Below are 12,224 nucleotides of genomic sequence, written 5' to 3'. Positions count from 1 at the left end.
GGGCAGGGGGCCAGCGCCGCCTGGACCTACCGGCCCGACGGCCTGTGGCGGTAGGTCGCCCGCGCCGTCCGCGTCCGGTTGAAGCCGCCGGGCTCGCCGGGGACGACCCCCTCCGAGACCGGCTCGCCGTCGACGAACATCCGGGCCACCATGCCCGTCACGTCGCCGCCGACGGTGACCTCGGCCTCGAGCGAGTAGGTCCGGTCGACCGCCCTCGGCGCCCGGATGGAGATGGTCCACGGGAGCCCGACGTTCTGCAACGTCCCGACGTCGCCGTCGAGGCCGGTGTAGCGGATGACGTCGACCGCCGGCGCCCCGGCTTGGTCGGTCGGCTGGATGCGGTAGGTCAGGGTGAACAGGGTGTCGGCCGGGACGGTGCGGGGCGGGCGTTCCTCGGTGGCGTCGCACGCGCCGAGGGCGAGGGCCAGCAAGGCGAGGGGGAGGAGGCGGACCATCGCGAGGCGGGGAGACGGCCGGAAGGTGCGGCGACCGCGGCCCCACGTCCAGTCCTTTTCGGAAGCACCCGCGGGGGCACCGGGTTCGAGCCGGGACGGTAGCTTGGTCAGCCCCGGACCCGCCGGGACCGCTCCCCCTCGCACACATGCGCATCGCCTTGGTCGGCACCGGACGGATGGGGCAGGCCGTCGAGGCCGTCGCCGTCGAGCGCGGCCACACGATCTCCGCTCGCTTCGACGCCGAGACCCCGCTCTTGGACGCCCGCGACGCCTCCGCCCTCGGCGGGGCCGACGTCGTCGTCGACTTCTCGGTCCCCGACGTGGCCCTCGACCAGATCCACCGCTACGCCTTCTGGGGCGTCGACGCCGTGGTCGGGACGACGGGGTGGACCGACGACCTGCCCACGGTCCGCGAGTGGGTCGAGGAGGGGCAGAGCGGGCTGCTGTGGGCGCCCAACTTCTCGCTCGGGCTGGCGCTCGTCTCGCGCGCCGTCGCCGGGCTGCTCCCGCTGCTCGACCGGCTCGACGAGTACGACGTGGCCGTCCACGAGGCCCACCACACGGGCAAGGTCGACAGCCCCAGCGGGACGGCGCTCCGGCTGGCCGAGGAGCTGCTGGCGGGGCTCGGCCGCAAGACACGTATCGAGCCCGAGACCCAGCATGGCGCCATCGACCCGGCCGCGCTCCACGTCACGAGCCAGCGCGTCGGGGCCGTCCTCGGCGAGCACACCGTGACGCTCGACAGCGACGTCGACCAGATCCGGGTCGTCCACACGGCCAAGAGCCGGCGGGCGTTCGCGCTCGGCGCCGTCCGCGCGGCCGAGTGGGTCGCCGGGCGCCAAGGCCTGTTCACGTTGGACGACATGCTGGAGGAGGAGCTGGGGACCGGGGACTGAGGGACCGGGGACTGGAGGTGCGAGGAGGGGGGAGGCGGCGAGTGGGCGTGCGGATCTTCCGCCCCCGTCCCGAGTCCCCATAGCCCCCCGTTCCCCCGAGCCATGGGTCCCGTCCGCCAGCCCGTTTTTCGGGGCACCGCCCCGGCCCTCGTCACGCCGTTCACGCCCGACGACCGGCTCGACGAAGCCGCCGTCCGCGCCCTCGTCGACTTCCAGATCGGGGGGAGCCCGTTCGAGGGCGAGCCGTTCGACGGCGTCGAGGCGCTCGTCGTGCTCGGGACGACCGGCGAGAACCCGACCGTGACCGACGACGAGCGCCGACGGCTGGTCGACGTGGTGCTCGAGCACACGGCCGGCCGCGTGCCCGTCGTCGTCGGGACGGGGACCAACAGCACGGCCCACAGCGTGGCCTACTCGCGCCAGGCCGCCCACGCCGGGGCCGACGGGCTGCTCGTCGTCGGGCCGTACTACAACAAGCCGACGCCGGCCGGCGTGCGCGGCCACGTCGCCGCCATCGCCGACGCGACCGACTGCCCCATCGTCCTCTACAACGTGCCCGGGCGGACCGGCTCGAACCTGACGGCCGAGACCACGCTCGCGGTCATCGAGGCGGTCCCGAGCGTGGTCGGCGTCAAGGAGGCCTCGGGCGACTTGGGCCAGATCGCCGACGTGATCGACGGGGCGCCCGACGGCGTCGCGGTCTACTCGGGCGACGACGCCCTCGCGCTCCCGACGGTCGCCCTCGGCGCCGACGGGCTCGTGTCGGTGATCGCGAACGCCGCGCCCGGGCCCGTCGCCGAGATGATCCGCCGGGCGCTGGAGGACGACGTGGCCGGCGCGCGGAGGCTCCACTACGGCCTGCTCGACGCGATGCGGGCGAGCTTTTTCGAGTCCAACCCGGCCCCGCTCAAGGCCGTGCTCGCGGCCCAGGGCCGGATGTCGCCAGCGCTCCGCCTGCCCCTCGCCCCGCTCACGCCCGCCGTCGCCGACCGCGTCCTCGCGGCCTATGCGGACCTCATCGAGGCCGGCCGGGTGGAGGGGGGAGGGTGAAGGGCGAAGCGCGTCAGCGGTCGGCGCCGCAGCCGTTGGTGAAACGGGCGGCCTGAGCGACACGGTTCGCGCGAGCGCTGGCGGATCCGCTTTACCTCCGAGCTAAGGGGGGAGGCAAGACGGGGAGCCACGGCGGCGACGCACGAGACGGTACCACACCAAGCACGCCCGCCCGGATTGAGTACCGAGCGGGCGTGCTTTGTAGGTAGCCCTTCCACTCCGGCTTCGAACTACTCCTGCACCGGAGAACTAAAAGAGAGTAGCTAGACGGAAACGCCCGGTCTCCGGCGGCCGGGTTACCACCAACCCCATCTGTATCCGATCCGACGTACGCGGACCAGAGGAGAGAGAGAGGTGCTCCGCCTGCTCGAGGCCAGGGAGAGTGGGAGGAACTCTGCCAAGCTAACACATGAGTGGAGGCAGGCTCATGTTTTTTTCATGTGACCATCCCAGGCTGGAGTGAACCCGCTTCGGTGGACGGTTTAGGAGTATGAGGCGGCGAGCGCCCCGTGGTGTTTCTGCTCGTGTGCGATCGGAGAGTCGTAGCCGAGCGCGGAATGGCGGCGTCGTGGATTGTACCAGCCCTCAATGAACTGGAAAAGGGCCATCCGAGCCTCAGCCTTCGTCGCCCACCGGCGCCGGTCGATCAGTTCGCATTCGAGCGTCGCGAAGAAGCTCTCGCACATCGCGTTGTCGAAGCAGTCGCCGATGCTGCCGAGCGACGGACGGACGCCGGCCTCGCGGCACCGAGCGCCGAAGGCCAGAGACGTGTATTGGCACCCGTGATCCGAGTGGTGGACGACGCTGTCGGGCTTCCGCTGAGCCACGGCCATGTCGAGGGCCGCCAGCACGAGCTCCGTCCGGAGGTGCCCGGCCATCGCCCAGCCGACGATCCGGCGGCTGAAGACGTCGAGGACCACGGCCAGGTAGAGGAAGCCCGAGCCCGTCGGGACGTACGTGATGTCGGCGACCCAGAGCGCGTCGGGCCGGTCGGCCGTGAACTCGCGCTCGACGAGGTCCGGCCCCTTCGGCGTACCAGCCGTGCGCGTCGTGGTCGTGGGGCCTCGGCGCCGGGTGACGCCGACGATGCCGTGCTGGCGCATGAGCCGCGCGACGCGCTTCTTGCCGACGCGGAAGCCCGCCTCCTTGAGGTCCTCGTGGATGCGGAGCGCGCCGTACGAGCCATCGGAAGCCGCGTGGGAGGCCCGGATGGCCTCGGCGATCTCGACGTCGCGCTCGGCCCGTGCCGACGGTGGGCGGTCGCGCCATGCGTAGTAGCCGCTCCGGGAGACGCGGAGGACGTCGGCCATGACGGCGACGGGGAAGGTGGCTTGGTGCGCCCTCATGAACTCGAAGGCCTCGACGGCACCGAGTCGGTCTCCCGAGCGAACCAAGCCGCGGCTTTTGCGAGGATGTCGCGCTCCTGCTGGAGCCTGCGGTTCTCCTTGCGGAGCCGGTCCAACTCGTCGCGGTCGGCCTCAGCGGCTCGGGCGAGCGGAGACGGGTCGGCCTTCTTGATCCACGCTCGGATCGTGTGCTCGGTCGGCTCGAACTCGCGCGCGAGCTCGGCGACGGAGCGGCCTGCGTGGTGGAGCTCGACGATCTGCTCGCGGAACTCGAGCGGGTAGGCGGGGCGGGTGCGGGGCATAGAACCTCAGGTCTGGGGACAACTGGAAGATTGTCCACCGTACCGGGTTCACTCCAGGTCACCGGGATACGCCCGACAACCGGCAAAAACGAGACAAAGGACGAGGACTCTCACGATGGCCCCAAAGGGACGGGACTGATTACGGGTATCGGCGCAGACCTGGCGGCACGTTGCCACCGACTCGACGGAAGACGAGAAGGTCGCGCATCGGGGTGAAGAAAGCCACCGATACCCTCGCTGGTCGGGCGACCTTCCCGACCGCCCCGCTGGCGGACGGAGCCGGCGGCCCGGGGCCGGCTGGCGGACGGGGGATAGATGGCCACCCGGGTAGAGAACGGCCCCCAAACGGCCGATGCTCCCTCGGCCCCGCCCTCCACCCTCCGCTCTCTACCGCCCCGACATGGCGTTCCGCCCCGACCTCGACACCACGCTCGGCCGCTACGCCCAAGCGTGGAACACCGACGACCCCGACGCGCGCTGGTCGCTCGTCCACGCCTCCGCCGCGCCCGGCGTGGTCTACATCGACCCGCACTCCGAGAAGCCCGTCCAGGGACAAGCCGCGCTCGCGTCGTTCATGGCCCTGTTCCGGGAGCAGGTCGGGTGGGCGTTCTCGTTCGTCGGGGCACCGGACGGCCACCACGACCGGGTCCGGGTCCGGTGGCGGCTGACCGACGCGGGCGGGATCGAGACGGACGGGCTCATGGTGGCGACGCTCGACCGGGAGGCCCGCCTGGTCGAGATCATCGACTTCGTCGACGGGTGACGGAGACGACGGGGAGGCGCCAGCGGCGAGCTCGGCGTCGGCCGAGCGGACCGGGCGGATTCCGTGAACGCCTTGCGCCGGCCCGCGCCGTCGGCCACCTTCCGCCTCCCGCACCCCACCCGTCCATGCCCGACCTCGCCGCTCTCCAGTCCGACATCGACCGCTTCGTCGCCGCCGAGGCGCCCGGGGCCGACGCCCGTGCCGCGTTCGAGCGGCTGCTCGACGCGCTCGAAGCGGGCGACGTGAGGGCGGCCGAGCGCGGCGCCGACGGGACGTGGCGAGCGAACGCCTGGGTCAAGCGGGGCATCCTGCTCGGGTTCCGGTTGGGCGCCATCGTCGACCAGTCGAGCGGCGGGTTCGCGTTCTTCGACAAGGACACCTACCCCGTGCAGCGGTTCGGGACCGGGGCCGGCGTCCGGATCGTGCCCGGCGGCTCGACGGTCCGGCGCGGGTCGCACCTCGCGCCCGGCGTCGTGTGCATGCCGCCGATGTACGTCAACGTGGGCGCCTACGTGGGGGCCGGGACGATGGTCGACAGCCACGCGCTCGTGGGGAGCTGCGGGCAGATCGGCGAGCGCGTTCACCTGTCGGCGGCGGCCCAGGTCGGCGGCGTGCTCGAGCCGATCGGCGCGGCCCCGGTCGTGATCGAGGACGACGTGTTCGTCGGCGGCGGGTGCGGCGTCTACGAGGGGACCGTCGTGCGGGAGCGGGCCGTGCTGGCGGCCGGCGTGATCCTGACGCGGTCGACGCGGGTCTACGACCTGGCCAACGAGACCGTCCTGCGGTCGGGCGCCGACGCCCCGCTCGAGATCCCGGCCGGCGCCGTCGTCGTGCCCGGCGCCCGCGCCGTCGACTCCGAGTTCGGCCGGGCCCACGGGCTCTCGCTCTCGGCCCCGTGCGTCGTCAAGTACCGCGACGCCTCGACGGACGCCTCGACGACGCTCGAGGAGGCGCTCCGGTAGCGGGGGGACTCGTGATGGCTGTGGACCTGTGGACACGTGGCCACCCGTCCACGGGCTCACGTGTCCACTATCGGACCCGGAACAGCGCGCCGGCCAGGGCCACGACGGCCGTGTACAGCGCGCCGCCGAGCCACAGGCCGAAGACGAGGAACGGCGTCCGCGTGCTCTGGTCAAGCGCGAGCACGATCGTCATGAGCCCGTTGTGGACGACGGCGATCACCAAGGCGCCCAGGAACGCCTGGGCCGGCGACAGCCGGAGGTTGTCGCCCTGCTCGGACCGGAACAGGCCGATCACGAACCCCATCAGCGTCTTGAGCACCGTGTTGATCCCGAGCACGTCGGGCGTGACCAGGAGGTCCATCGCGAGCCCGGACCCGAACCCGGCCACGGCCCCAGCCACGCGCCCACGCCGGAGCGCGACGTACGCCACGTAGAGCAGGACGACGTCGGGCCAGACGTCCCACAAGCGGAGGTTGCTCAGGAGCCACTGGAGCAGCACCACGGCCAGGCCCACGGCGACCTGGCGGAGGACGTACGGCATTCGGAAAGGCGGGGGGGAGGGGACCGGAGAAGCTACGCCGGTCCGCGCCTACGCCCCGGCCGCGCGCTCGGTCCCGGCGGTGAGCGGTGGAGCTGCGCCTGTGGGAAAGGTCTGGGCCACCTCCGGCCTCCGAGCTTGCGGTGGACTCTGGCGACGGCCACCTCCCCGTTCCCCGTTCCCTATTCCTCCGCCGGGACCGGCCGGCCCGTCGCGAGCGCGCGGACGATGGCGTCCTGGGCCCGGGCGATCCGCCCGCCGCTCGTCGTGTAGTTGTTGGCCATCAGGACGAACACGTAGGGCGTCCCGCCCGGCCCGTCGACGTAGCCGGCGAGGCAGCGGACGGCCAGCAGCGAGCCGGTCTTGGCGCGGACCGGGACGCCGTCGAGCCGGTTCCGCAGCGTCGAGCCGGCGCCGCCGCCCTCGGGGAGCGACCGCCGGAAGGACGCGCCGGCCGGGTGCGTCCGCATCGTGCGCAAGACGGACGCGAGCGAGGCCGGCGTGACCATGTCCTTGCGCGAGAGGCCCGAGCCGTCGGCGAGGTAGAGGTCGTCGCCGTCGACGCCGGTCGAGGTGACGAAGGCCTGGACGCGGTCCTCGGCCGTGTCGGTGTCGCCGCCGCCGACCGTCCGGAAGACCTGCTCGGCGTAGAGGTTGTCGCTCTCCCTGTTGATCCGCTCGACGATGTCGTCGAGCGTCGGGGAGACGTACGCCTGGAGCGGCTCGGCGTCGTCATAGCGCGGCTTCCGCTCGGTGTCGTCGACGTCGACGCGCGCGGCGCGGGACACGTCGATGCCGGCCTCCTGGAGCCGGAGCGCGAAGGCGTGGACGGCGAACAGCGTCGGGTTGGCGACGGGCACGCGCAGCGTCCCGCGGTAGCCGCTCGGCACGCCGCCGCGCAGGACGAACGTGTCGGTGCCGAGCGTCCGCTCGACGTCGAGCCGGCCGCCGCCGGACCGCGTGGTGACGTCGCCGGTGACGGTCGCGAACCCGGGCGGGTCGGACTCGAACCGGGGCGCCTGGCCCGGGCTCGTCCCGGCGATCTGGATCGAGACCAGGTTGTCGCCCCAGACGAGCCCGCCCGCGGCCGGCGCGTAGCTCTCGGTCGCGATGTGGGTCACGTCCCAGCCCTCGCCGTAGCGGGCGTCCTCGAACACGTCGTCGTCGCCGACGATGCGCCCGTCGATCCGGCGGACGCCGGCGGCGGCGAGCGCTTGGGCCCAGTCCTCCAGCGGGTCGCCCTGGCCCTCGCTCCCGAACGTCGGGTCGCCCGAGCCCCGGATGACGAGGTCGCCGCGGAGCGTGCCGTCGGGCGAGACGTCGCCGAGGTGGTAGAGCCGCGTCGTGTAGCGGAACGTCGGGCCGAGCCGGTCGAGCGCGGCGGCGGTCGTGAACAGCTTGAGGTTCGAGGCCGGCAGCAGGTTCTTGTCGGCGTTCCGGCTCAGGACCACGCGCCCGTCGCGGGCGTCGTGGACGACGATCCCCCAGATGGCCGACGGGAGGTCGGGGTCGGCTAGAATGTCGTCGATGACGGCCAGCGTCTGGGCCTCGACGCCGTCGGCGTCGGCCTGAGATGGCGTCGCGAGCCACAGGACGGCGGCGACGGCCAGGACGGCGGAGAGGGCGAGCGGCCAGGCGCGGGTCATCGGGGGGGACGAGCGGGGGCAGGGACGAACGCGCCCAAGCTAGCGGTCGTGCTCGCTCCGCTCGCGGGGAATGGGGCAACGGGCAGAGGGGAGTGGCGGGGGCACTTCGTGGGCAACTCTCCAGCCCATCGGCAACACGGCCGGCCGGCGACGGACATCTTGCCCGTCCCCCGTCCCCCGTCCCCCGTCCCCCGTCCCCCGTCCCCCGTCCCCCGTCCCCCGTCCCCCGTCCCCCGTCCCCCTACGCCGTCTCGGCCACGCGGACGTCAGTCAGGGCGCCGTGGACGTCGAGGCTCGCTTCGAGGCGGGCGCTGGCCTGGAGCACACGGCGGGCCAGCGCGTCGGGGTCGTCCTTGCCACCCGTGACGAGGTCGACGACCAGGGCCACCAGCGACAGCGGGACCAGGACGGCGGCGGCCAGACCGGCCAGCCACACGCGGACGTTGTACGTGACGACCTCGGAGACGAGGGAGCGAGAGGCGGGCATCGGCCGGCGGGGGGTGTGTCGCCCCGCTACGACCGGCCGGCGGAGTGGTTACGCCGCGCCGAACCCGCGCGCGGCCTGCTCGACCTCGTCGCGGAACAGGCGGAACCACGGCGTGTAGCGCTCGGGCCGCCCGCCGAGGTCGGCCCGGAGGACGTGGGCGTCGGCCCAGGCCCAGCTCGACACCTCGGCCGCCGCCGGAGCCGGCGTCCCCTCGAAGCGGCCGACGAACACGTGGTCGAGCTCGTGCTCGACGAGTCGCTCGGGGCCGACCAGCTCGGCCCGGTAGACCCGGGCGAACGCGGGCCGCAGGGCGCACCGGACGCCCATCTCCTCGTCCAGCCGGCGGTGGGCCGCGGCGTCGGGCGTCTCGCCCGGGCGGGGGTGCGTGCAGGCCGTGTTCGACCACAGCCCCGGCGAGTGGTACTTGCCGTCGGCCCGGCGCTGCAAGAGCCACCGGCCCCGGTCGTCGAACAGGAAGACCGAGACGGCCCGGTGGAGCCGGCCGTCGCGGTGGACCGCCAGCTTCTCGGCCGTCCCGATCTCGCGGTCGGCCGGGTCCACGAGGACGACGTGTTCAGGCTGCGTCATGGGCGGAAGGATCCGGACGGGCCGGCGGGCACCGCGTCAGGCAGACCCGGAGCCGAGGCGGACGCGCTCGACGTCGGCGGGTGTAAGGTCGAACGTGCCGTCGGGCGCGAGGTGCCGCTCGACATCGGCGGGGACGCGGACCAGGTCGACGGGCGCGCGCCGGGGCCGTCGGCCGAGCGCCCGGCGGATCGTGGTCGCGTGCGGGTCGAGCCGCTCGGCCCACCGCGCCCACGCGACGTGGGTGTCGGGGAACCGCCGGAGCAGCGACCGCCACTTCTGGACCGACACCTTGCCGGCCTCGCCCCAAAAGGTTGGCTCGGGATCGCCGTAGGCCAGCCCGCCGGGCGGCGGCGCCAGCGCGACGAGGTCGGGCTTGAACGGGTCGCCGATGGGCACCTCGACGCGGACGTCGGGGTAGTCGGGCCGGTACAAGACCCACAGCGCCGCCTTCATCAGGACGTGCTCGCGGGACTCGCCGCGCTTTTTGACCAGGACGAGCTTGGCCCCGTCGTCGGGCGAGCGGACGGTGAGCGTGCGGCGGAGGGCGAGGTCGGAGGGCACCGTCCGTGTTCGCGGCCGGTGTGGGCGGCGTTCCCACAGGACGCAGGAGACATTCGGCGCCGTGCCCTATGTTGCTGGCGGTGTGATTCAGGTGCGAATCCTCAGCCGGTCCCGCTCATGCGCGTTGTTTCCCTGCCCGCTCTTTTCGTCCTGCTCGCCTCGGTGGCCGTCTCGGCTCAGACGGGCGACCCCATTCCCGACCCGACGCCCGCGCACCTCTACTTCCCGCTGGCGGTCGGCGACGTCCGCGAGTACGAGGACTGCGTGGAGGTCTTCAATGGGTACTGTTTCAGGCACGAGCAACTACGTCGAGAGATCGACCGAGACTCGCTTATCGGAGAGGTCCAGTACTTCGTCGAGAAGACGTGGGACCTTGATGACGAGGGGTACTGGACAGACCTCAGAGAAACGCGACTGCTCCGGTTCGACACCACATCGGCTGTCGGTGTCGCACGCCTGGCCGACGGGACGGAGGAGCGCGTCACGTGTCAACTCGACGCACCGTTCAACTCGTCGTACAGCGAAGATGGGCTCTGCTCCGGCGCCGTCGAGGACCTACAGAACAATCAGAAGCACTTCGGGGTGTCGGATGGAGGCAGGGTCTACGAGGCCGGAGTCGGGCTCGTGCGTCGGTACGGTGGGGCCTTCGGGATCGAGCTCACTTACTGGCGCGTGGGCGCCGTCGAGGGCGGAACGCCCTACCCCGTATCGACTGACAGGGCGTCCGAGGCGAGGGGCCTCCGCGTGTCCGCACTTCCCAACCCCACCGCCGGCCCGCTGGCGCTCTCCGTCGACGTGCCCGCGCCGGCCACCGTCACGCTTGAGGCGTTCGACGCGCTCGGCCGCCGGGTGTGGCAGAGTGAGGTCGCCCTCGGGGCGGGCCGCCAGCAGGTCGAGGTCGACGTAGCCAGGTGGGCGCCGGGCCTCTACGTCGTCCGCGCGCGGACCGAGAGAGGGAGTGCGACGGCAACGGTGGTCCGGCGGTAACTCGCGCCGTACACTGTGTTCGATTCAGGTGCGAATCCAAGCTGGTCCTGCTCATGCGCGTTGTCTTCCTGCCCGCTCTTTTCGTCCTGCTCGCCTCGGTGGCCGTCTCGGCTCAGACGGGCGACCCCGTCCCCGACCCGACGCCGCCCGAGCAGTACTACCCGCTGGACGTCGGGAACGAGTGGGTCTACGTTGATCGGGACCGGGGCACCGCGTTCCGAGAAGAGGTCATCGGGGACACGACGGTCGGTGGCGAGCCGTTCGCGGTCGTCGAGCGGACCGTGATCGGGAGCCACGACGTGGACCTCCCCCGTGACACCGCCCGTTTTCTCCTCCGGGTCGATCCCGATGCCGCCGTGGTCGTCACCCTCGGCGAAAGTGGGGAGGCTGTCACGGATGGTTGCCCGCTCGACGCCGACTTCCCGGCGGAGGGGAGCGCGGACCGCCCCGTCGCGTGCGGCGAGACCGAAGCCGTCGTGTTCGGCGGACCCGAGACGTACGTCCCACCCGGGCTCTTCATCGGAGAGGGCTTCGAGGCGACGGCCAAGGGGTTCCTCTTCGCCGACGGCACGGAGGTCCAGTACGCGGCTGGCGTCGGAAGGGTCTATTCCTACCGCTCGGACATCGACGCCGGCGAGGAACGCCTCGTCTACGCGAGCACTCCAGAAGGGGAGTTCGGGATGGTGCCCGTGGCGGACCCGACGGACCCCGCCATGTACTACCCGCTCGACGTGGGGTATGTGGCGGAGTCGATCCGACGATTGGGCGGTGGTGACGCCTCCCGAACCCGGCGGACCATCGAGCGGGACACGCTGATCGGGGGTGTCCGCTACGTCGTGGAACGGACGTCCACAGTCCCCTCGACGCTCTCCGGCGAGATCGATGACTGGGGCGAGGGCGAGACCCGGTTGCTCCGGTTCGACACCACGTCTGCCCAGGTCATGCGGTGGGACGGAGACAGGGACAGCCCCGCCACGTGCCCGTTCGACACAGCGTTTAACCAGATCATCGGCTGCAAGGAGAGGCGCGGAGTCGACGGAGCCCTGATCAGCGTCCCGTCGATTGTCCTGGGTGCGGCCGGGGACGGGACGGTCTTCGTCGGCGATTGGTGGGATGGCGTCGAGAACGATCCGGCACCGATCACAGCGGCCAAGGGGTTCTACGGACTCCAGATTGGGTTCGCGGACGCGGGGAATCCGGGGGGGTACGGCGCGGGCGTCGGCCCTCTTCCACAGCGGGACTTCGCGTTCTGCACCCTTTGTAGAGAGGACATCACGTACCTCCGTCTTGTAGATCCGGCCGGGAGTGTCCGCGAGTACGGCGCGCGCTACGGTGTCGCCGCCGACGATGCCCCCAGAGCCAGCGCGCTCGCCGTCTCCGCCTTCCCGAACCCGGCCACCGGCCCGCTGGCGCTCGCGCTCGACGTGCCGACGGCAGCGACCGTGACTCTCGATGTGTTCGACGCGCTCGGCCGCCGGGTGTGGCAGAGTGAGGTCGTCCTCGGTACGGGTCGCCAGCGGGTCGAGGTCGACGCCGCCGGGTGGGCCCCAGGGCTGTACGTCGTCCGGGCGACGGGGCCAATGGGGCGTGCGACGGCGACGGTCGTCCGGCGGTAGTGCTCGTTCCGGTGTCCCCTCACCCTG

The 12,224-nt window shown here is 72.2% G+C and carries 13 protein-coding genes; 6 read left to right on the top strand and 7 right to left on the bottom strand.

What is annotated here, in order from left to right; translation table 11 throughout:
• Window positions 1-26 precede the first annotated feature (26 nt).
• The gene (locus ACOOHE_RS12645; protein ID WP_420454442.1) at window positions 27-455 is read right to left on the bottom strand and encodes a hypothetical protein; all 429 of its coding nucleotides are present in this window, start codon (window positions 453-455) and stop codon (window positions 27-29) included.
• Window positions 456-601: 146 nt separating this feature from the next.
• Between ACOOHE_RS12645 and dapB the strand changes: the two genes are divergently transcribed.
• Entirely contained in the window at window positions 602-1,351 is a 750-nt protein-coding gene (gene dapB / locus ACOOHE_RS12640; protein WP_420454441.1) for a 4-hydroxy-tetrahydrodipicolinate reductase, read from the top strand.
• A gap of 102 nt (window positions 1,352-1,453) precedes the next feature.
• Window positions 1,454-2,401: a 4-hydroxy-tetrahydrodipicolinate synthase gene (dapA, locus tag ACOOHE_RS12635; protein WP_420454440.1), complete on the top strand. Its 948-nt coding sequence runs from the start codon at window positions 1,454-1,456 to the stop codon at window positions 2,399-2,401.
• Window positions 2,402-2,883: 482 nt separating this feature from the next.
• Here dapA and ACOOHE_RS12630 read toward each other — a convergent pair.
• Window positions 2,884-4,049 (bottom strand): IS3 family transposase gene (locus tag ACOOHE_RS12630; protein WP_420454139.1). Its coding sequence is split into 2 segments (ribosomal slippage): window positions 2,884-3,809 and window positions 3,809-4,049, totalling 1,167 coding nucleotides; the frame shifts between segments, so codons are not numbered across the junction.
• 400 nt (window positions 4,050-4,449) lie between these two features.
• On the opposite strand from ACOOHE_RS12630, the gene ACOOHE_RS12625 reads away from it, so the two are divergent.
• Window positions 4,450-4,812: a nuclear transport factor 2 family protein gene (locus tag ACOOHE_RS12625; protein WP_420454439.1), complete on the top strand. Its 363-nt coding sequence runs from the start codon at window positions 4,450-4,452 to the stop codon at window positions 4,810-4,812.
• A gap of 125 nt (window positions 4,813-4,937) precedes the next feature.
• Window positions 4,938-5,774 (top strand): 2,3,4,5-tetrahydropyridine-2,6-dicarboxylate N-succinyltransferase, encoded by an 837-nt coding sequence (locus ACOOHE_RS12620; RefSeq protein ID WP_420454438.1) that lies wholly within the window; start codon window positions 4,938-4,940, stop codon window positions 5,772-5,774.
• Window positions 5,775-5,841: 67 nt separating this feature from the next.
• Here the strand turns inward: ACOOHE_RS12620 and mreD are convergent, their stop codons facing one another.
• The 5 genes from mreD to ACOOHE_RS12595 all read right to left on the bottom strand — a co-directional run bounded on the left by mreD (window position 5,842) and on the right by ACOOHE_RS12595 (window position 9,594).
• Complete coding sequence (gene mreD / locus ACOOHE_RS12615) at window positions 5,842-6,315, bottom strand: rod shape-determining protein MreD (RefSeq protein ID WP_420454437.1); 474 nt, start codon at window positions 6,313-6,315, stop codon at window positions 5,842-5,844.
• Between the two features lie 179 nt (window positions 6,316-6,494).
• The gene (dacB, locus tag ACOOHE_RS12610; protein ID WP_420454436.1) at window positions 6,495-7,958 is read right to left on the bottom strand and encodes a D-alanyl-D-alanine carboxypeptidase/D-alanyl-D-alanine endopeptidase; all 1,464 of its coding nucleotides are present in this window, start codon (window positions 7,956-7,958) and stop codon (window positions 6,495-6,497) included.
• A gap of 241 nt (window positions 7,959-8,199) precedes the next feature.
• A complete protein-coding gene (locus ACOOHE_RS12605; RefSeq protein WP_420454435.1) occupies window positions 8,200-8,445 on the bottom strand; it encodes a hypothetical protein in 246 nt (81 codons plus the stop codon).
• 48 nt (window positions 8,446-8,493) lie between these two features.
• Window positions 8,494-9,033: an isopentenyl-diphosphate Delta-isomerase gene (gene idi / locus ACOOHE_RS12600; RefSeq protein WP_420454434.1), complete on the bottom strand. Its 540-nt coding sequence runs from the start codon at window positions 9,031-9,033 to the stop codon at window positions 8,494-8,496.
• A gap of 36 nt (window positions 9,034-9,069) precedes the next feature.
• Complete coding sequence (locus tag ACOOHE_RS12595; protein ID WP_420454433.1) at window positions 9,070-9,594, bottom strand: hypothetical protein; 525 nt, start codon at window positions 9,592-9,594, stop codon at window positions 9,070-9,072.
• A 117-nt stretch (window positions 9,595-9,711) separates the two neighbouring features.
• Between ACOOHE_RS12595 and ACOOHE_RS12590 the strand changes: the two genes are divergently transcribed.
• Both ACOOHE_RS12590 and ACOOHE_RS12585 read left to right on the top strand, forming a co-directional pair.
• A complete protein-coding gene (locus tag ACOOHE_RS12590) occupies window positions 9,712-10,581 on the top strand; it encodes a T9SS type A sorting domain-containing protein (RefSeq protein WP_420454432.1) in 870 nt (289 codons plus the stop codon).
• On the top strand, window positions 10,506-12,197 hold the full coding sequence (locus ACOOHE_RS12585; RefSeq protein WP_420454431.1) for a T9SS type A sorting domain-containing protein: 1,692 nt from the start codon (window positions 10,506-10,508) through the stop codon (window positions 12,195-12,197). The genes ACOOHE_RS12590 and ACOOHE_RS12585 overlap by 76 nt, the downstream gene beginning before the upstream one ends.
• The last annotated feature ends 27 nt before the right edge of the window (window positions 12,198-12,224 follow it).

Origin of the sequence: Rubrivirga sp. (assembly GCF_965213695.1) — a bacterium.
In the GTDB taxonomy this organism is placed as follows: domain Bacteria; phylum Bacteroidota; class Rhodothermia; order Rhodothermales; family Rubricoccaceae; genus Rubrivirga.
Note: the sequence above shows the minus strand (reverse complement) of the source record. Positions and strands in the feature narration are given on the sequence as shown.